The organism is Paraburkholderia sp. J11-2 (genome assembly GCF_905220185.1).
In the GTDB taxonomy this organism is placed as follows: domain Bacteria; phylum Pseudomonadota; class Gammaproteobacteria; order Burkholderiales; family Burkholderiaceae; genus Paraburkholderia.
Map to the genome: position 1 here is coordinate 1 of NZ_CAJMYY010000032.1, position 17,252 is coordinate 17,252.

Here is a 17,252-nt window from a genome sequence, read left to right on the forward strand (position 1 = left end):
CTCGTGAAATCCGGAGAAACGCGTAAGTGCAATCGCCTCAAACGTGGCGTTGCATGACGCGTTCGACGAGCTGCAGATAGTGGTCGAGGCCCGGCGTCGGTTTGCCGGCCACCTTCGCGAGATCGTCCCAGCGGCGCAGGCGCACCGCGTCTTCCGCGTGAGGGCGCGCAGCGAAATCGCGCGCCTCATCTGCACTGAAGATGCCGCCCTGCAATTCGAGGCTGCGCACCGAATCTGCCGAGAGGCAGCCGAAATACGCTTCATCGACTGCGCAAAGATAGCGCTTCGCATCGACGTGCAGGCGGATCGGCTCCAGCACGCTATCTGGCAACACGGGCCGCAGGAACGGCAGCGCATAGTACTGATGCAGATCGTCGATGCCGCGTTCGGTCGGCGTTTCGCCCTGACGATTGAGCAGGTGACCCAGATCGTGCAGGAAGGCCGCCGCGGTCAGCTCTTCGCTCGCCCCGTCTTCTTCCGCCAGCGCGCCGCTTTGCAGCGCGTGCTCGAGTTGCGTGACCGGCTCGCCGCTATAGGCCAGCGCGCCGTACGTCTCGAACAGCCCACGAATGTCCGCGAGGCTCAGTGCCATCTTCTACTCCTCAACTATGTGAATGCGGCGACGGCCCGCACCGGGCCGCCACTCATCGTTCCTGCCGCGCTCAGTCGCCACAGGATTCGCGCATGCGATTGGCCGATTCATCGGCGTCGCGCGAGGCGAGCGCGCTCAACAGCGCCCGATGCCCCGCGTACGATGCGTCCATTGCGCTGTGCGCCGGCGCGGCACACTGCAACGAGAGCCGCAATTCGCTCACGGTGCGCTCATAGGTCTCGCGCAACCTGGCGTTGCCAGCCGCCGTGACGAGCGACCCGCGAAACGCGTCGCGCGCTTGCAGGAAGGCCTCCGCCTTCTCGGCGACCACCGCGTCCCGCATCGCGTTCAGGTGCTCGCGCAACTCGGCGACCTGCGCCGCGTCAATGCGCGGCGCGAGCATCCGGCACGCCGCTTCGCGCAATGCCGCGCACACCTCACCCAACTCCTGGGCCTCCGCCGCGCCAACGCTGCGCACGAACACGCCACGATGCTTCTCGTTGCGCACGAGGCCCGCCTGCTCGAGCGCGCGGAACGCCTCGCGCACGGGTCCGCGCGATACGGCCAGACGAGCCGCCCAGTCGGCTTCATTGAGCTTGTCGCCGGGCGCCAGCACGCCTGCCGCGATGCGCCGCTCGATCTCGTCGCGCACCAGCGCCGTGAGCGAATGCTGGCGCACCATCGCAAGCGGCGTCGTGTCGGACAACGCCTGAGGATCGCGGCCCATATCGCCCGCAGCGCCACTCCCCTGCTCATTGGTCATCGAATCTTGCACGTCCAGCCTTGCACGTCTGTTACGCGCCTGCGGCGCATGGAACCGCATGGCATCCACCCACTCAGTCCGGCCGCCGGCGCGGCGCACGCGCTGCGATGAGCAGCAGCGCCGCCAGCGAAACGAGCAACAGGACCAGCGAGAGCGCCGAAGCCGGCAGGTAGTACCCACGCTCGACCGCGCCCACCACGACGATCGGCACCGTCGCAAAGCCCGGCGGATACACCGTGAGCGTTGCGCCCAGTTCGCCGAGCGACAGCGCGAAACCGAGCGCGAGACTCGCACGGATAGCCGGCACGAGTTGCGGCAGCACCACGCGGCGCAGCACCATCGAAGGCGGCGCGCCGAGACTCGCTGCCGCTTCGCGCAGCACGGTCAGCTCGGGCCGCAGCGCTGCGGCCGCACATCGATAGCAAAACGGCAGTACAAGTGCGAGCTGCACGAACACGACGATCGCAGCCGAACTCGACAGATCCACCGGTGCCTTGTGATAAGCGATCAGCACCGCGAGGCCAAGCACCACGCTCGGCACGCCGTTGGGCACCATCGCAAGCGTGTCGGCGACCGCGCCCAGACCCCGCCGGTCGCGCCCTTCGAGCGCGAGTGCGAGCCACAGCCCGAGCGCCGTGCCGAGCACTGCGACGCCGAAGCCGATTTCGAGACTCGTTGCGAGCGCATCAAAGTCGGAGGAGCCGAGGCGCTCGAACCAGCGCGTGCTGAAGCCATCGGGCAAGATCGTGCCCGACCAGTGCGATGCGACGCTCGACAACGCGACGACGATCACCGGCAACACGAAGAGCCAGAAGCACAACAGCGCCGCGAAGCCAAGCAATGCCGCGCTCGCAAAACGCGCAAAGAGGCTGCGCTCCACGGGCCGCGCACGAAGATGCTTGGGCGGCAGCGCGATGCGTTCGGAACCGGCGGCAGGATTAGTTGACATTGCGCGCGCCTCCATGACTGCGGCGATTCACGCGCCGATACAGCGCATACAGGGAAAGCGACATGGCAAGCATGACCACGGCGCCAGCCGCGGCCGTCGGCAGATCGAGATCGACCGTGGCCGAGCTGTAGATCGCCACCGGCAGCGTGATGAGGTGCGCGCTGCCGAGCACGAGCAAAATGCCGAACTCGTTGAACGTCAGCAGGAAACACAGGATCGTGCCCGCGGCGATGCCCGGCCACGCGAGCGGCAGGATCACGCGCAGGGCGACCATCCGTGTGTTCGCGCCGAGACTGCGTGCGGCTTCGATCAGGCGCATGTCGAGCAGCGCGAACGCAGCGAGCGTCGGGCGCACGACGAATGGCGCGTAAAACACCACTTCGGCGAGCACGACCCCGCCGATGCCGAACAGGAAGTCGAGCGGCGGCGCCTGCAAATGAAAGAGCCGCTGCAGCCCGATGCTTACGGAGCCCTGCGAGCCATACAGAAAGATCAGCGTGAAGGCGACGAGAAACGACGGGAACGCCACGAACAGTTCCAGAAAGCGCGTGACGAGCCCTGCGCCCGGAAATGGCTTGAAGAACAGCAGCGCCGCAAGTGCGACACCAAGCACGGAAGCGAGACCGGCACTCAGAAACAGAATCCACAAGGTCGTGGCGATCACGCCGCGCGAATCGGGATTGCCGAAGAACGTCTCGTACGCGTGGAAGCTCAGGCCGTGCGCGCCCGAAAGACTCAGCAGCACGAGGCGCACGAGCGGATAGACGACGAGCGGCCCGAGCACGAACACGAGCAGAAACGCGATATGCCATTGCGCGCGCCGTTCGCGGCGGCGCACGGCGGCCGCGTGCGCTTCGGCGCCGGGCAGCGCCAGGGAGGAATCAGGGGTTGATAAGGACGACATCGTCAGCCTCGTAACGCAGGGACACACGCATGCCTTTCGCCGGCGTCATGCCGTGGCCGCGCTGCATGGTGACGAGCACCGGTTCGTTCGGCATCGCGTCGAGCAGCACCGGCACCGAAAGCACGGAGCCATACCATTCGACCGATTCGATCGTGCCGTGCAGCGAGCCTTCGCCGAGCGGCACGACGCGCAGGCTTTCAGGCCGCAGGCACGCGAGCTTGTCGCGCACGCCGTGGCGCGCGTCACCCACCGGGAACGCGACGTTCGGCGGCAGCAGGTTCGCCGCGCCGAGATAACGCGCCACGTAAGCGTCGTTGGGCGTGTCGTAGAGTTCCTGCGGCGTGCCGAGCTGCGCGATGTGACCATCGCGCATCAAGAGCGTGCGGTCGGAGAGCACGAGCGCGTCGTCCTGATCGTGCGTTACGCACACGATCGTCAGATCGGGCAAGCGCTCGTGCAGCGCCTTCAATTCAGAGCGCACCGAAGCACGCAGATTGGCGTCGAGCGCCGAGAGCGGTTCGTCGAGCAGGAGCACGTCCGGCTCGATCACGAGCGCTCGCGCGAGCGCCACGCGCTGCTGCATGCCGCCCGAGAGCTGCGCGGGCATGATGTGCCCCGCGTCGCCGAGCTGCACGAGCTTGAGGGCCTCAGCCACGCGGCGCGCGATGTCGCGCGACGGCACGCGGCGCGCCTTCAAGCCGAACGCGACGTTCTCGAACACCGAGAGATGCGGAAAGAGCGCATAGCTCTGGAACAGCAGACCCAGGTTGCGCTGATGCGGCGGCACATGGGTCAGGTCGCGGCCCGCCACGGTGAGCGAGCCCGCGAGTCCATCGGCTTCGATGAACCCGGCGATGAAACGCAGCAAGGTCGTCTTGCCGCAGCCGCTGCGGCCCAGCACGGTCAGCAGTTCGCCGCGGCGGATCGTGAGCGACAGATCGTCGAGGACAGTGCGCGCGCCGAAGCGCACGCTCAGGTGGTCGATCTGCACGCCCGCGGCGCCGGGCGCGTCCGTGGCATCAGTCAGTCCGGACGCGTCCGGCAGCGCGCGGGCCATGCCGGCCGGCGCGAGGCTTGCGGTATTCACCGGGTTCATCTCCTGCAAGTACGGTTGCTTACTTCGGCTTCACGACTTCGAGCTGCTTGTCCGACGAGCCGATCACTTCGCTCTTCCAGCGCGCCGTCCAGTCGGCCTTCTTCGCCATCACCTGGTTCCAGTCCACCGGAATGAGCTTCACACCCTTGATGGCCTGCTTGACCGCTTCGCCGTTCTTGCCCGTGAGCGCCACGTCCGTGCGGCCCGGAATGCCGAAGATGTCCGGGACCTTCGACTGCACTTCCGTCGACATCAGGTAGTCGATCAGCTTCTTGCCTTCCGCCTGGTTCGGGCCGTTCTTGATCAGGCCGATGGCGTACGGCAGCTGGAACGTCGTGGGATGACCGCCAGCGTCGGCCGCGAGGAAGATCGGCTTGAGCGAGAGGCCGCCGTTGGCTGCGTCGTCGAGATCCATCTGCAGGTCGCCGTTGGCCACCGAGATTTCGTTGCGCGAGAGCAGCACGTCGAGGTAGCCCGTGCCCTTGGTGTGGAACTTCGCGCTCTGTTCGAGCTTCTTGAGGTAGTCGAACGCCTTGTCTTCGCCCATCAGCGAGGTCGTGAGGATGATCACGGCCATGCCGTCGCCAGCCGTGGCCGGGTTCGAGTACGCGACCTTGCCCGAGTAGTCCGGGTGCAGCAGGTCAGCAAACGTCTTGGGCTCGTTTTTCACGACATCGGGATTGATCGCGAACGAGAAGTAGTTGTTCACGAATGTGGCCCACGAACCGTCCGTCGCCTTCGCGATCGCCGGCACGTTCTTGTAGTTCACGCTCTGGTACGGCTGCAGCAGGCCGCTTTGCTGCGCCGTCTGGATGAACGGCGGCAGCGTGACGATCACGTCGGCCTTCGGCGAGTCCTTCTCGACGTTCGCGCGGTTCACCACTTCGCCGCTGCCCGCCGTCACGATGTTGACCTTCACGCCTTCCTTCTTTTCGAAGGCCGGCAGCACGTCCTTGTAGAGATTTTCGAGGCCGTCGGCCGTGTACAGCACGACGGCGTCGGCAGCGTGCGCGCTCGCGGCAGCGCCCAGCAGCGCCGCGGCGGCCGCGATCGGCAACAGCTTGCGTGCAAAACCCGCGCGATGGGAATTCGTGTGGTTCATGTCACTCTCCGAAGGCAAAACCAGATGCTCGGGATACCCGATGCGTTTGTGATTGAATGGATCGAACTGAGCTGAACAATCCGAACTTCGGCGGACTGCGCCGCCTGTCATTGCCCGCCTCCCGGTGGTCTCGCGTCGCGGATTGCAGATTGTCTACAATCCGACACTTTCCACCTGAACCAGCTGGCCTGACGAAGGCTTGGCGTTGCCGCTCGCCTCGCTGACCGGCCCATCTGGACGGGCCCCGCAAGAATCACAGGTTTTGATGACACGCGCATGACGATTGTGGCGTTTGTCAAAAAATTCCACAATTCGCCAATATTCGACAAGCCACATAGCCGAGCAGATTCCGCCGCTCGCGCGTTGGCGGCTGGCATAGGCTTTGTCTACATGTGCAAAAACAAACGCGGCGCGCGCGGCGCCGCAAGAAGACTCAGGCGATGACGAGTTCGGGCCCGCGCGCCGTGATGGCGCGAGCGACGCTCTTTTCGGGCGCCAGCTCGGTGATGACGTAGCGCGCCTGCTCGAAGCCGTTGATGCGCACGGGCGTCACGCGCCCGAACTTCGAATGGTCGGCGACGACGATCGCGCAGGCCGTGGCCGCGAGCATGCGGCTGCGCACCTCGGCGACCATGCGCGAGTAGTCGGTGAGCCAGCCGTCGGCGGTGATGCCGCCCGCGCCGACGAACGCGAAATCGGCGTGGTACTGGGCGAGCTGCTGAACGGTGTCGAGACCGAAGGTCGCTTCCTCGTGATCGGACAGCTCGCCGCCGAGCAGCGTGACGCGGTTCTCGTTGCGGCGGCCGAGCAGGAGCGCAATGCGCCAGTCGTTGGTGTAGACCGTGAGCCGATGACGGTCGGTGAGCGCACGCGCGAGCGCATGCGTGGTGCTGCCCGAATCGATGATGACCGAGGCGCCGTCGGGCACGAACTCCGCCGCGCGTTCGCCGATCGCGCGCTTGGCGCTCGCGTTGGCGGCTTCGCGCACGTCGAGATCGGGCTCGCGGCGGTCGCTGGAGAGCGCGCCGCCGTGGGTCGTGACGAGCAGCCCGCGCTCCGCGAGCGTGTTGAGGTCGCGCCGGATCGTCTCGCGGGAAACGCGCAGTTCGCGCACGAGATCCGCCACGGAAAGCGCGCCCGTCCGGTTCACTTGCGAGAGGATGTATTGGTGACGTTGTTCAGCGAGCATCTCGGTGGGCGCGGGTCGTGCGTGGATAAAGACGCGGGTAATCAAGTGAATCCGGCGTGCATTCGAAGTGCATCCGACGCGAATCCGGAAAAGCCGCCGTATTGTATTACGCATGCGCGCAACGAGCCTGCGCTGCCATCCCGCGAGCATCCCTGCTAATCTCGTGGAGACCGCGCGCTCACGCGACGCCCGCTTTGCCGACCATTGGAATTCATGCGTTCACGACTTCGTCAATTGCGTCTGCTGTTTTGTGCACTGCGTTATGGCTTCAGGCTGATCTGGCTCGCAGCGCCGGAGCATCACAAGCTGCACTGGTTCCTCACGCTCGCCTCGAGCCTGCACGGCGACCCGCGTCTCGCCTCGCGCCTGCATGGTTCGCTGCCGCGTCTCGCCCCGCTCGCCACGGCCTTCGCGCAAACGCTCGCCACGCGCCCCGAACTCGCGGGCGCGACCTTGCATGACGCGATCGACGCCATCGAGCATTTCGAAGAACCGCTCGCGGGCGAAGCGCTCAACGCCACGCTGCGCGCCGCGCTCGGCAAGCCGCCTGAAACGGTGCTCACGTGGATCGACCCCGCGCCGGCCCACAACGGCTGGTGCGAGCAGACGCACCTCGCGCGGCTCGCGCTGCCGGTGAACGGCCACCAGACCATCACGCTACGCGTGCTGCGCACGAAACAGGTCCAGGAAGTCGACGATGACGCCGCGCTCCTGTGCGGCGTAGCCCGCTGGATCGAGCGCTTTTCGCGCGCCGCGCGCAAGCTGCAGCTGCACGCGCTCGCGCAGGCGCTGCGCGAGGATCTGCAGCGGCGCTTCGATCTGCGCGCCCAGGCCGCGAACCTGAGCCAGAGCGGCCACCAGCTCGGCGACGACCCGCGTATCGTCGTGCCCGACGTGATCTGGGACCTCTGCACCCCGCAGACGCTCGCGGTGCAGCACATCGACACCGTGCGCGCGACCGATATCGCCGGACTTGCCGAGCATCACATCAACGTGACGCAGGTGGCGGCGCATCTGATCGAAGTGGTCACGCGCCAGGCGTTCGAACACGGCTTCTTTCATGCGGCCCTCGACGCGAGGCGGGTCGCGGTGAGCGTCGAGCCGCAGACGCGCGGGCGCCTCGTGCTCGCGGGCGCGGCGCTGATGACGAGCCTTTCCTCACCAGAGCGCGAATTCTTCGTGCACGGCGCAACCGCGCTGTTCGAACAGGACTATGGCCGGCTCGCGACGCTGCATCACGTGGCGGGCCACGTGCCCACGCACGCGCGCACCGAACAGATCGAGGCGGAATTGCGTACGCGCAGCGAAGCGCATTTCGCGAGCGACACCGACGAGCGCAGCGCGGGCGCGCTGTTCCATCATCTGCTGCATTCCGTGCAGCCGTTCGGAGGCGAAGTCTCGCCGCGACTCGTGGCGGCGCAGCGCGCGTTCGGCCAGGCGGAGGAACTGGCGCGCTCGATTCATCCAGGCGTGGATGCGTGGGGCATTGCACGTCACACGCTCGCCGACATCGCGCGCCAGGATCTCGGTCATCACGGCTGGATCCGGCGGCTCTCGCAGGAGTTGCCGCACCTCGCGCAAATTGCACCTCGCGTGCCGCAGATGGTGTTTCGCTTCCTCGAGCACCACGCGAAGCCCGGGCACGGCAGCGCTGCGGGACACGCCGCGCAGCAGGCTGCGTTGCTCGATGCGTGGCGCCGCGAGCATCGGCGCACGCGCGCACTGCTGCTCGCCTGCGCGGTCTGCGGCGGCTTGATTGGCGTGACGGCGGTGTTGTTTGGAAGCTAGTTGCTGCTAGCGTGTCCGGTTACGCGTGGTTTGCGTTCGCGGTTGCCGATCGGGCCAGGCGGTTAGTTGCATTCGATACATCGATCGGCACGCCCCCAAGCGAGTGCAGTCCTGAACAAGACTGCAACCTGCGCATCGCGCGATACTCCGGGCCTTTCGTGTTTCTCAGGCGTTGCGCCAGCGCGCCCTTTTCGACACCGATGCTCGCCACTCTCGCCCCTGCCCTTTTCGTCGTCCTGTGGTCGACGGGTTTCGTCGTCGCGCGCGCCATTGCGCCCTACGCCGATCCCAACCTCTTCCTGCTGGCGCGCTTCACCGGCACGACAGCGCTGTTTGCGATCGTCGCGCTGGCGATGCGCGCGCCCTGGCCGCGCGGACGCGAAATCGGCAAGCATCTCTTCGCTGGCGCGCTGCTGCAAGGCGTGTATCTGGGCGCGGGCTACTGGGCGGTCGCACAGGGCTTGAGCGCGGGCGTGATGGCGCTCCTCGGCGCGCTCCAGCCGCTCCTGACGGCCGCCATTGCGGCGCGCATGTTTGGCGAGCGCCTGCCGCCGCGGCGCTGGTCGGGCATGTCGCTCGGCCTCGCAGGCGTCGTGCTCGTGCTGAGCCCGAAGCTGTATGCCGCCATGCACGCGGCCGGTGGCGCGATCGCCGACGCCGCTGCGGCTGCCGCCGCCACGCCGCCCCACGCTCACGTGAATCCGCTGCTCGTGGTGGTGGTCGCGGTGGTATCGGTCGGATCGATCACGGCGGGCACGCTTTACCAGAAGACCTCGCTCGCGCAAGCCGACATTCGCAGCGCAAGCGCCGTGCAGAACCTGGGCGCGGCCATTGTGGCCGCGGTGCTCGCGCTCGTGCTCGGCGAGACGCGCTGGATCGCCACGCCGACGCTGTGGTTCTCGCTGGCGTGGGGCATTGCGATGCTTTCCGGCGCGGGCGTGACGTTGCTCGTGTGGATGGTGCGCCACGGCGACGCCGCCCGCGCCACGGCGCTGCTCTTTCTCGCGCCGCCGCTCGCGGCGCTCGAAAGCTGGCTGCTGTTCGGCGAAACGCTCACGCCCATGCAGATAGCGGGCTTCGGCGTCGCGCTCGCAGGCGTGCTGATTGCGCGGCGCGCCTAGCGCGCTTCAATCGCGCGCGGGGGCCGCGCCCCCGCCGGATCGCGCGCTCAGTCTGCGGTGTCGGCGCCGGCCGGCACCTTCGCGCGCGCCTTGCCGCCTGGCGCGGGCGACCACGCCGGGCGCGTCTTGCGCTCCGAATCGACCACGACGATAAAGCGTCCCGCCCACGGCGTGATCTCGCGATCCGAGTGGAGCACCCATAGCGACTTGCCCGAGTCGACCAGCGCCTGGTATTCGGCGTCGATGATCCCGTTGTGGTCGATGAACGCATTGAGCGTGGCCGGAATCCGCACGCAGCCCTTCGAGTGGCGGATGCCGAGCAGCGGCTCGAGACGGTCGGGGTCGGTGGCGTGCATCTGGAAGCGCATCTGCGAATAGCCGCCCTTGCCCCAACCGCGTTCGCCGTCCACCCAGCCGAGGTCATAGATGCGCATGTCGCGCCGGCCGTACCCGCGTATGTTGTTCTGGTTCATGGTGCCTTCCGCGCGGAAGTCCATGTTCTGCGGGGTGTGCTCGAACACGCCGAGCGGCGTGAGGAAGTGGTCGAACTCGCCGGGACGTCCGGTCGCGACTGGCGACGCGCCAATCATGAGCCAAGGCTCGTTGGGCATGGCCCGGAAGTAGATGAAGAGCGCCTGCACATTCGCGCTGCGATCGACGAGGATGACGAACTCGCCCGCCAGCGCGCCGAGGTCCTTCTCTTCGAGCGCCGCCTGCAAACGCTGGCCGTAGGCGCGCTGGTCGGCGAGCGGCACACGCAGACGCCGGTTGACGTCGCGCGCGAAGCGCTTGCGCATTTCGAGCGCACCGCGGGTTTCTTCGGCGGCCTCCTCTGGCGTGAGCGTCCGGTGAACGGGTAGCACGAGCGCGGGCGGCGCGGATGCAGCTAACGCGGCGGAAGCCGAGGAAGCAGAAGGCGCGGTCGACGCCCCCGAAGCGCCCGAGGCTGCCGATGCGGGCGCTGGCCCCGAAGCGGCGGATGCGGCTTGGGCAACAGGCCGAGCCGCAGACGCGCCCGACGCTGCGGATGCGCCCGAAGCGACAGGCTTCGACGCTGCCCGCACCGGCGCGCTACGCAATGCGCCGGAAGCAACGTGCGTGCTGGAGGCCGTCACGCCGTCGGCGGCGTAAGCCGTGCTTGCCGCCCACACAGCGCAAAACGAGGCGCAGAGCGCGGCCACCACTGCGCGGTGCGCCTGCGCGCCAAACCACTGCGTTCTATGATGGGGAAGGTTCGAGGCGTCGCCCCGGACGCCGTCTCGCAAGCGAGCGCCCATGCGCCGCAAAAATTCGTCGTTCATCGTGAGTCCGGCTGATTGTGCGTCTTCTATGAAGTCGGATACGTCGAGCGCCGTGCTATGCGGCGTCGCTGACAGCGCCACGACGACCCGACATTAAACCAGACAACGCAGACAGCGCGCGCAAGTCGCGTGCGCAGCCAATTGAGGAACCGCCCATGGCCGCCAAACCGGATGCCCAACCGGACACCAACGCCGAAGCCGACCGCCTCGCCCGCCAGCAACGCATCATCGCCGAACTGGACGTCGCGGAGCATTTCGACGCGCAAGCCGAAATCGGGCGCCGCGTGCGTTTTCTCGCGCAGCGCCTTCAAGCGAGCGGACTGCAGACGTTCGTGCTCGGCATCAGCGGCGGCATCGACTCCGCGACGGCGGGCCGCCTTGCGCAACTGAGCGTGGAAAGCCTGCGTGCGCAGGGCCAGACGGCGGCACGCTTCATCGCCATGCGTCTGCCCTACGGCACGCAACGCGATGAAGCGGACGCGGCCGCCGCGCTTGCCTTCGTCGCCGCCGACGAAACCCTGACCGTCGACATGCGCCCCGCCGCCGACGCGATGCTCGCCTCGCTCGCGGCGAGCGGTCTCGCGTTCGCCGACGAGAGCGCGCAGGACAAGGTTCACGGCAACATCAAGGCACGCGAGCGGATGATCGCGCAGTACGCGGTGGCAGGCGCGCGCGCGGGACTCGTGATCGGCACGGATCACGCGGCGGAATCGTTGATGGGCTTTTTCACGAAGTTCGGCGACGGCGGCGCTGACGTGCTGCCGCTCGCGGGCCTGAACAAGCGACGCGTGCGTGCGCTCGCGCGTTTGCTCGGCGCACCGGCCACGCTGGTGGACAAAACGCCCACTGCGGATCTGGAAACGTTGCGCCCGCTGCATCCTGACGAAGACGCCTACGGGATCGGCTATGACGAGATCGATGACTTTCTGGAAGGCAAGCCGGTGAGCGAACACGCGTACGAGACGATCTTTCGCTTCTACGAGGCGACGCGCCACAAGCGCTCGCTGCCCTACACGCCGTACGAGGCGCGCTGAAGCTCAGTTGCGGGGGCGATCAGTTGCGTGGGTGTTTCGGCGGCTCGTCGTCTTCGAACGGCGGCGCGCTCACCTTTAGCGCGACGCCTGCGAGGCGGCGGGATTGAAGTTCGTGCGCCACGGCGTCGGCCACATAGGGCAGGTCGGAGTCGAGTTCGAGGTCCGCGTGCGCGTTCGGCGTGCCCGCGTCATAAACGGTAATGCCCTTGGCGTACTTGCCGAGTTCGCGCTCGAAAAAGCTGCGCACGTCCTGCTCGCTGCAGGATTCGGGAACATTCCAGACGGTCACGTGCATGGCGGCCTACCTCGCGAGAACTTCGGACCTGGCGTGCCGCGCTCAGCGGAACCGGCGCGGTTGCGACGCGCGTACGCGTACGGGCTGCAGGCTCGCGCGAGCGCGCGAACGGGTCCACGCCACCTGGCCGAGCACGGCAGCGACGCCAAGCAGCAAAAGGCTGGAAGTAAGCATTGTTGTGACTCCCTTTTTTGTTGATGAATGTCAGCATAGTCGCATTTGCTGAGCGGTGTGCTGCGGCATATTGTCTGGCAGCGGACGAGCAACGGATTGCCCACCGCGCATGCCCGACCCGGTTCGCAATCAGCGTGCCCGAGGAGGCGCTGATCGCGAACCGGTTTGGCGCTTCAGGACCCGTCGTCGCGGCTCGCCGAGGTCGTGTCGTCGGCGGATCCGCCGCAGTCCATGCGGGTGAGGCGATCGTACTGGTGCACCCAGTTGCCGGTGATTGCAGCCTGCGCCTCGGCGAGCGTCATGCGCCCCGCGCACACGCAACGCTTCAGGCGGACGGTCAGCAGCGACTTGCGCCGCTCGCCGGTATGACCGCCCCACGGAATCAGGTCGAAATTGGCCGTGGCGTCCGGTGACCCGCCAAGGACGATCGGCACATGCCGGTCGAGCGCGTAGCCCACGCCGTCGTCGGCGTCGATGCCGCGCGCGGCGAGCATGCGGTCCTTCAGCGCCATGGTCTGGTCGAACGGCGGCGCCACGGTGTCAGCATAGCCCGGGCGGCAGATCGTGTCAGTCACCGACTCTTGCGTGACACGTGTATCGAGAAGCCGTGGATCTTGCGCGAATGCGCCCTGCGCCACGCTGCCTGTTGCGAGCGCCAGCAGCGTAATGCGCAGCACTCGTGTGCGCCACTGCGGCGCGCCAGTGCGACAAACAATGCCTTCTGCCATGCGGCGCGCGATGCGGCGTATTGCTGCCTTTTCTGCGTTCATGGTTGAGCGCATCGTGCTGCACGATGCGGAAAGGATGGTTGGTCCGGGGTTATTAGACCACAATCAATATTTATCGGGGCAATTGCGCACATCGGCAAAGAGGCGCGCAGTGTCGCGCGTCGCGCGACGGCTCGCACGCCCTCCCCGCGAGCGCTCGCAAACTCAACGCTTCACAAGAAATTTTTGATCTGTAATCCCAGGTAATCTATGCGACCGGCGAAGATGCCCTGGCCGTTAGGCCGATGGCAGCACGCGACGCGATAGCGCATAATGGGCCGCCCGGTCAGCTCCAAAGCGGAGCGCATCGCGCGCATTCGAAGAAACGAGGAAACCCCATGTCCATTTCCATGTATCAAGCATCGGTGCCCGTGCTCGTGCGCGGCCTCACCAATCTGCAGAACATCATCGGCAAGGCGCAGGCACACGCGGCGGAAAAGCAGATCGACCCCTCCGTGCTGACGGGCGCACGGCTCTTCCCCGACATGCTGCCGCTCACGCGCCAGATCTACATCGCCACCGACACGGCAAAGGGCTGCGCCGCGCGCCTCGCCGGTGTGGAGCCCCCGAAGTTCGAAGATGTCGAAGTCACGTTCGACGAGTTGCACGCGCGTCTCCAGAAGACCATCGACTATCTGAATACGTTCAAGCCGGAGCAGATCGACGGCACGGAAGCGCGCAGCATCACGCTCAAGATGCGCACCGGTCCGATCGAATTCACGGGCCAGAGCTATCTGCTGGGCTTCGTGCTGCCCAACTTCTTCTTCCATGTCACCACGGCCTACGACATCCTGCGCCACAACGGCGTGGAGCTGGGCAAGCTCGACTACCTGGGCGCGCGCTAACGCGCGGCGCTAAAACGCGAGCCATAAAAAAGCGTGCGGCGCCTTGCGCGCCGCACGCCTTCACACGACCGTCCTGCACGCCAGAAGCGTCAATCGAGCGAGAGCCGCAGCGCGAAGCCGATCAACGCGGACGAGAACGCCCACTTCTGGACCGTTTGCGCGAGCGGATGGCGGCGCAGCCATACGGCGATGCGCGCGGCGCCCAGCACGTAGATCACGTCGAAGAGCGCACATACGGCCACCAGCAACACGCCCAGCACCGAAACCTGCAGCCAGACCGAGCCCGCCTCCGGCCGGATGAACTGCGGCAGCAACACCGAGCAGAACAGCAGCGCCTTCGGGTTCAGCAGGTTCGTTAGCAACCCCTTGGTGAAATCGGCACGGCGCGGCCGCGCCACGGCCACCCCTTCCTGTTCCGGCATGGCGAACGCCGGCGCGCGGAAGATCTGCACGGCGATCCATGTGAGATACGCCGCGCCCACGTAGCGCACCACTTCATAAAGCCACGGCGCGTTGCGCAGCAAGGCCGCGAGGCCGCAGGCGGAAAGCGTCACTTGGGTCGCGCGTGCGAGCGCGAGGCCGCAGGCCGCCGCGAAGCCGCTGCGCGTGCCGCGGCTCATGCTGGTCTGCATCACGAGCGCCATGTCGGCGCCGGGCAGCGCGCAGACAATAATCAGGGCGACGATGAACATCAACAGCAGGTGGGCGGAAATCATGTTGGCCTCGTGTGAAAGAGGCTCTATCTTGCCGCTACATGCAGAGCGATTTCTGGCGTTTTTCATACCGCGCACACCAGAGATTGGCGGAATGCGCTAAGATTTCCGAATCTTCACCAGAACTCCCCTCCCCGCCATGAGCGACCTCGACAAACTCGACCGGGCGATACTCGGCGCGCTGCAAACCGACGGTCGCATGCCGAACGCGCGGCTCGCCGAAACCGTCGGCCTGAGCGAAACGCCCTGCGCGCGGCGCCTCAAGCGTCTCGAACAGGACGGCTATATCGAGCGTTACCGGGCCGTGCTCTCGCGCCGTGCGCTCGGCTACGGCGTGGTGGGATTCGTCTCGGTGCGCTTTGCCGTGCACGACCGCGCGCTTGCCGACCGCTTCGAGCGCGAGGTGCTGGCGATCGAGCGCATTCTGTCGTGCCACAACGTATCCGGCACGGCGGACTATATTTTGCAGGTGGTGGCCCGCGATCTCGACGACTACGGCACCTTCATGCGCGACCAGTTGCGCAGCTTGCCCGGCGTCACGTCGGTCGAATCGGCGCTGTCGCTGCGCGAAGTGAAGGCCGAGGGCGGACTGCCCCTGCCCTGAACACACCCAACATCAAACACGTAAGAACGGAGCTTTCGATGACCCCAGAACAGGCACGAGCCGAAGAAGCCGCCGCCATGGAGCGCGTGCTGACCGCGACCCAGCGCGTGAAGTCGGCGTTTACCTCGCTGCAGTCGCAGTTTCCGCCGGAAGGCGACGGCCGTCCGTCGCAATTCGCGCTGCAGACCTTCGATATGGCACTCCAGGAACTGGAAGACGCCCAGGCCGCCTTCGACGAAATGCTCAACGACCTGCTCGACGGCGAGCGTTGAATCGGCACGGGTTCGCTGCGCGCCCCGCAAGTTTGACGAGTGCGCAGCGAACGATCGATTTCCCAAACAATTCGGATTCCCAATCAATATCCGCAAAACATGACTGATGACATCGGCGTTGCCGTCACCGTGCTCGGCGTGGGCGTCGTCGTACGCAACGGCGATGCGTGGCTGCTCGGCCTGCGCAAAAGCACATGGGGACGCGACACGTGGGCCTTCCCGGGAGGCAAGGTCGACCCCGGCGAAGATCCGCTCGCCGCGGCCGCGCGCGAGCTGCGCGAGGAAACCGGCCTGGAACTGATCGAGGCGCACGCGGCGGGCTGGGCCAGCGGCTGGCTCGAAGCCGGCCGCGTGCGCCATGTGACACTGTTCGTCGAGGCTGCCGCGGCGGGCACGCCGGTCGTCGCCGAGCCCGATAAGTGCGCGCGGTGGGCGTGGTTCACGCGCGACGCGTTGCCTGCCGAACTATTCGAGCCCACCCGCCTGTACTTTGAAACCCGCTGCGAAGCCCGCTAGCGCGCCGCGGCTGCAGCGCGCTCCTGCACAAAGGCCGCAATACGCTCGCAGGCCTCGACGAGCCTCGCTTCGTCCACGACGAAACCAAGCCGCACATAGCCGTTTGCGGTTTCCCCGAACGCGCTCGCGTCGAGCACGGACACCTTCTGCGCCTCGAAAAGCTGCCAGGTGAACGCCTGCGTGTCGAGGCCCGTGCCGCGAATGTCGATCATCATGAACATGCCTGCTTCCGGCAACAGGCACTTGAGTCCCGGCACGCCCGCCAGCCGCTCGTAGACGATGTCGCGCCGGCGGCGATAGATCTCGCGCATCTGCGCGACAATCTGCGCACGGTTGTCGAGCGCCGTGATTGCCGCCTCCTGAATGAAGCCGGGCAGCCCGTACAGCATGCAGAGCGCGAGCCGCGCCAGATGCGCGATCATCGTTTCCGGCGCGATCACCCAACCAAGGCGCCAGCCCGGCATGGCATGCGACTTCGAGAGGCTGCCGAGCGTGACCGTACGCTCCGCCATGCCGTCGAGCGCGGCGATGCTCACGTGCTCGCGCTCGAACGTGAGGTCGGCATAAACCTCGTCGGAGAGCACCCACAGGTCGTGCCGCCGGGCTAATTGCGCGACGCGTTCGAGGTGCGCGCGCGGCATCACCGCGCCGGTGGGGTTGCACGGCGTCGCGAAGAAGATCGCGCGAGTGCGCGTCGTGACGGCGGCCTCGAGTCCGTCGCAGTCGAGATGAAAGCCGGTCTCCGGATCGACGGGCACCGGCACGAGCGTGGCGCCCGACGCGCGAATCGCGGCCTCGTAGGTCAAGTACATCGGCTCGGGCACGAGCACTTCGTCGCCGGCTTCCAGCAAACAGAGCGACGAGGCGAACAAACCGTTCTGCGCCCCCGCGCAGAGAATCACGTTCTGCGCACCGACCGCGCGCCCGCTTTGCAGTGCGTGCTCGCGCGCAATCGCCTCGCGCAGCGGCTCGCGGCCCATGATGGCCGAGTAGTGCGTATCGCCTTCGCGCAGCGCGGCCACGGCGCGCTCGACGATGGGCGCGGGCGTGCCGAAGTCGGGGTCGCCCACGCTCAGCACGATCACGTCCTCGCCCCGCGCAGCGGCCTGCACCGCCGCGTGATGGATCTCCCACGCCGTCGTGCGACGGCCCTGCAACCGCTCGACCAGATTCGAATACTTCATCTTCCGCGACTCTCCCGAACATGCGGCGCGCATCGCGCGCCTG

Annotated in this window: 20 protein-coding genes; 7 read left to right on the forward strand and 13 right to left on the reverse strand. The window is 66.8% G+C overall.

What is annotated here, in order from left to right; translation table 11 throughout:
- Window positions 1–37 precede the first annotated feature (37 nt).
- The 7 genes from U5A57_RS33730 to U5A57_RS33760 form a co-directional block, all read right to left on the reverse strand.
- Window positions 38–592: a phosphonate degradation HD-domain oxygenase gene (locus U5A57_RS33730; protein ID WP_321916004.1), complete on the reverse strand. Its 555-nt coding sequence runs from the start codon at window positions 590–592 to the stop codon at window positions 38–40.
- A gap of 70 nt (window positions 593–662) precedes the next feature.
- Window positions 663–1,319, reverse strand: a complete 657-nt coding sequence (locus U5A57_RS33735; RefSeq protein ID WP_321916084.1) for a GntR family transcriptional regulator — start codon at window positions 1,317–1,319, stop codon at window positions 663–665.
- A 109-nt stretch (window positions 1,320–1,428) separates the two neighbouring features.
- A complete protein-coding gene (gene phnV, locus U5A57_RS33740) occupies window positions 1,429–2,304 on the reverse strand; it encodes a 2-aminoethylphosphonate ABC transport system, membrane component PhnV (RefSeq protein WP_321916005.1) in 876 nt (291 codons plus the stop codon).
- A complete protein-coding gene (locus U5A57_RS33745) occupies window positions 2,294–3,208 on the reverse strand; it encodes a 2-aminoethylphosphonate ABC transporter permease subunit (RefSeq protein ID WP_321916006.1) in 915 nt (304 codons plus the stop codon). Before U5A57_RS33745 ends, phnV begins: the two co-directional genes overlap by 11 nt.
- Complete coding sequence (gene phnT, locus U5A57_RS33750) at window positions 3,186–4,295, reverse strand: 2-aminoethylphosphonate ABC transport system ATP-binding subunit PhnT (RefSeq protein ID WP_415764330.1); 1,110 nt, start codon at window positions 4,293–4,295, stop codon at window positions 3,186–3,188. The genes U5A57_RS33745 and phnT overlap by 23 nt, the downstream gene beginning before the upstream one ends.
- Window positions 4,296–4,323: 28 nt before the next feature.
- Window positions 4,324–5,406, reverse strand: a complete 1,083-nt coding sequence (phnS, locus tag U5A57_RS33755; protein ID WP_321916007.1) for a 2-aminoethylphosphonate ABC transporter substrate-binding protein — start codon at window positions 5,404–5,406, stop codon at window positions 4,324–4,326.
- Between the two features lie 433 nt (window positions 5,407–5,839).
- Window positions 5,840–6,595: a DeoR/GlpR family DNA-binding transcription regulator gene (locus tag U5A57_RS33760; RefSeq protein ID WP_028202504.1), complete on the reverse strand. Its 756-nt coding sequence runs from the start codon at window positions 6,593–6,595 to the stop codon at window positions 5,840–5,842.
- Between the two features lie 213 nt (window positions 6,596–6,808).
- On the opposite strand from U5A57_RS33760, the gene U5A57_RS33765 reads away from it, so the two are divergent.
- On the forward strand, window positions 6,809–8,383 hold the full coding sequence (locus U5A57_RS33765) for an ABC1 kinase family protein (protein WP_321916008.1): 1,575 nt from the start codon (window positions 6,809–6,811) through the stop codon (window positions 8,381–8,383).
- Window positions 8,384–8,583: 200 nt separating this feature from the next.
- Window positions 8,584–9,504, forward strand: a complete 921-nt coding sequence (locus U5A57_RS33770; RefSeq protein WP_321916009.1) for a DMT family transporter — start codon at window positions 8,584–8,586, stop codon at window positions 9,502–9,504.
- A gap of 47 nt (window positions 9,505–9,551) precedes the next feature.
- Here U5A57_RS33770 and U5A57_RS33775 read toward each other — a convergent pair whose 3' ends face one another.
- A complete protein-coding gene (locus tag U5A57_RS33775; protein WP_415774691.1) occupies window positions 9,552–10,781 on the reverse strand; it encodes a L,D-transpeptidase in 1,230 nt (409 codons plus the stop codon).
- Window positions 10,782–10,960: 179 nt separating this feature from the next.
- Here U5A57_RS33775 and nadE point away from each other — a divergent pair, with 179 nt between their 5' ends.
- Window positions 10,961–11,839 carry an ammonia-dependent NAD(+) synthetase gene (nadE, locus tag U5A57_RS33780; protein ID WP_321916011.1) on the forward strand — a complete coding sequence of 293 codons (879 nt, stop codon included), beginning with the start codon at window positions 10,961–10,963 and terminating at the stop codon, window positions 11,837–11,839.
- Between the two features lie 19 nt (window positions 11,840–11,858).
- On the opposite strand, the gene U5A57_RS33785 is transcribed toward nadE, so the two are convergent.
- The 3 genes from U5A57_RS33785 to U5A57_RS33795 form a co-directional block, all read right to left on the reverse strand.
- On the reverse strand, window positions 11,859–12,134 hold the full coding sequence (locus U5A57_RS33785) for an RNA-binding protein (protein ID WP_321916012.1): 276 nt from the start codon (window positions 12,132–12,134) through the stop codon (window positions 11,859–11,861).
- Between the two features lie 42 nt (window positions 12,135–12,176).
- Window positions 12,177–12,308, reverse strand: coding sequence for a hypothetical protein (locus U5A57_RS33790; RefSeq protein ID WP_321916013.1), 132 nt, complete (start codon window positions 12,306–12,308; stop codon window positions 12,177–12,179).
- 173 nt (window positions 12,309–12,481) lie between these two features.
- Entirely contained in the window at window positions 12,482–13,078 is a 597-nt protein-coding gene (locus tag U5A57_RS33795; RefSeq protein ID WP_321916014.1) for a hypothetical protein, read from the reverse strand.
- 335 nt (window positions 13,079–13,413) lie between these two features.
- On the opposite strand from U5A57_RS33795, the gene U5A57_RS33800 reads away from it, so the two are divergent.
- A complete protein-coding gene (locus U5A57_RS33800; protein WP_321916015.1) occupies window positions 13,414–13,920 on the forward strand; it encodes a DUF1993 domain-containing protein in 507 nt (168 codons plus the stop codon).
- Window positions 13,921–14,009: 89 nt separating this feature from the next.
- On the opposite strand, the gene U5A57_RS33805 is transcribed toward U5A57_RS33800, so the two are convergent.
- Window positions 14,010–14,636: a LysE family translocator gene (locus tag U5A57_RS33805; RefSeq protein WP_321916016.1), complete on the reverse strand. Its 627-nt coding sequence runs from the start codon at window positions 14,634–14,636 to the stop codon at window positions 14,010–14,012.
- A gap of 136 nt (window positions 14,637–14,772) precedes the next feature.
- On the opposite strand from U5A57_RS33805, the gene U5A57_RS33810 reads away from it, so the two are divergent.
- From U5A57_RS33810 to U5A57_RS33820, 3 genes are all read left to right on the forward strand, one after another.
- Complete coding sequence (locus tag U5A57_RS33810; RefSeq protein WP_254320690.1) at window positions 14,773–15,237, forward strand: Lrp/AsnC family transcriptional regulator; 465 nt, start codon at window positions 14,773–14,775, stop codon at window positions 15,235–15,237.
- A gap of 38 nt (window positions 15,238–15,275) precedes the next feature.
- Window positions 15,276–15,509, forward strand: coding sequence for a hypothetical protein (locus tag U5A57_RS33815; protein ID WP_321916017.1), 234 nt, complete (start codon window positions 15,276–15,278; stop codon window positions 15,507–15,509).
- Between the two features lie 99 nt (window positions 15,510–15,608).
- Window positions 15,609–16,025: a nucleotide triphosphate diphosphatase NUDT15 gene (locus tag U5A57_RS33820; protein WP_321916018.1), complete on the forward strand. Its 417-nt coding sequence runs from the start codon at window positions 15,609–15,611 to the stop codon at window positions 16,023–16,025.
- Here the strand turns inward: U5A57_RS33820 and U5A57_RS33825 are convergent.
- Window positions 16,022–17,209 (reverse strand): pyridoxal phosphate-dependent aminotransferase, encoded by a 1,188-nt coding sequence (locus tag U5A57_RS33825; protein ID WP_321916019.1) that lies wholly within the window; start codon window positions 17,207–17,209, stop codon window positions 16,022–16,024. The two genes, U5A57_RS33820 and U5A57_RS33825, sit on opposite strands and share 4 nt — an antisense overlap.
- Window positions 17,210–17,252 lie beyond the last annotated feature (43 nt).

What these genes read in the sequence shown, in the direction of transcription:
- U5A57_RS33730 (WP_321916004.1), bottom strand. Translation starts at nt 592, where the DNA reads ATGGCACTGAGCCTCGCGGACATTCGTGGGCTGTTCGAGACGTACGGC.
- U5A57_RS33735 (WP_321916084.1), bottom strand. Translation starts at nt 1,319, where the DNA reads ATGGGCCGCGATCCTCAGGCGTTGTCCGACACGACGCCGCTTGCGATG.
- phnV (WP_321916005.1), bottom strand. Translation starts at nt 2,304, where the DNA reads ATGTCAACTAATCCTGCCGCCGGTTCCGAACGCATCGCGCTGCCGCCC.
- U5A57_RS33745 (WP_321916006.1), bottom strand. Translation starts at nt 3,208, where the DNA reads ATGTCGTCCTTATCAACCCCTGATTCCTCCCTGGCGCTGCCCGGCGCC.
- phnS (WP_321916007.1), bottom strand. Translation starts at nt 5,406, where the DNA reads ATGAACCACACGAATTCCCATCGCGCGGGTTTTGCACGCAAGCTGTTG.
- U5A57_RS33760 (WP_028202504.1), bottom strand. Translation starts at nt 6,595, where the DNA reads ATGCTCGCTGAACAACGTCACCAATACATCCTCTCGCAAGTGAACCGG.
- U5A57_RS33765 (WP_321916008.1), top strand. Translation starts at nt 6,809, where the DNA reads ATGCGTTCACGACTTCGTCAATTGCGTCTGCTGTTTTGTGCACTGCGT.
- U5A57_RS33770 (WP_321916009.1), top strand. Translation starts at nt 8,584, where the DNA reads ATGCTCGCCACTCTCGCCCCTGCCCTTTTCGTCGTCCTGTGGTCGACG.
- U5A57_RS33775 (WP_415774691.1), bottom strand. Translation starts at nt 10,781, where the DNA reads ATGGGCGCTCGCTTGCGAGACGGCGTCCGGGGCGACGCCTCGAACCTT.
- nadE (WP_321916011.1), top strand. Translation starts at nt 10,961, where the DNA reads ATGGCCGCCAAACCGGATGCCCAACCGGACACCAACGCCGAAGCCGAC.
- U5A57_RS33785 (WP_321916012.1), bottom strand. Translation starts at nt 12,134, where the DNA reads ATGCACGTGACCGTCTGGAATGTTCCCGAATCCTGCAGCGAGCAGGAC.
- U5A57_RS33790 (WP_321916013.1), bottom strand. Translation starts at nt 12,308, where the DNA reads ATGCTTACTTCCAGCCTTTTGCTGCTTGGCGTCGCTGCCGTGCTCGGC.
- U5A57_RS33795 (WP_321916014.1), bottom strand. Translation starts at nt 13,078, where the DNA reads ATGAACGCAGAAAAGGCAGCAATACGCCGCATCGCGCGCCGCATGGCA.
- U5A57_RS33800 (WP_321916015.1), top strand. Translation starts at nt 13,414, where the DNA reads ATGTCCATTTCCATGTATCAAGCATCGGTGCCCGTGCTCGTGCGCGGC.
- U5A57_RS33805 (WP_321916016.1), bottom strand. Translation starts at nt 14,636, where the DNA reads ATGATTTCCGCCCACCTGCTGTTGATGTTCATCGTCGCCCTGATTATT.
- U5A57_RS33810 (WP_254320690.1), top strand. Translation starts at nt 14,773, where the DNA reads ATGAGCGACCTCGACAAACTCGACCGGGCGATACTCGGCGCGCTGCAA.
- U5A57_RS33815 (WP_321916017.1), top strand. Translation starts at nt 15,276, where the DNA reads ATGACCCCAGAACAGGCACGAGCCGAAGAAGCCGCCGCCATGGAGCGC.
- U5A57_RS33820 (WP_321916018.1), top strand. Translation starts at nt 15,609, where the DNA reads ATGACTGATGACATCGGCGTTGCCGTCACCGTGCTCGGCGTGGGCGTC.
- U5A57_RS33825 (WP_321916019.1), bottom strand. Translation starts at nt 17,209, where the DNA reads ATGAAGTATTCGAATCTGGTCGAGCGGTTGCAGGGCCGTCGCACGACG.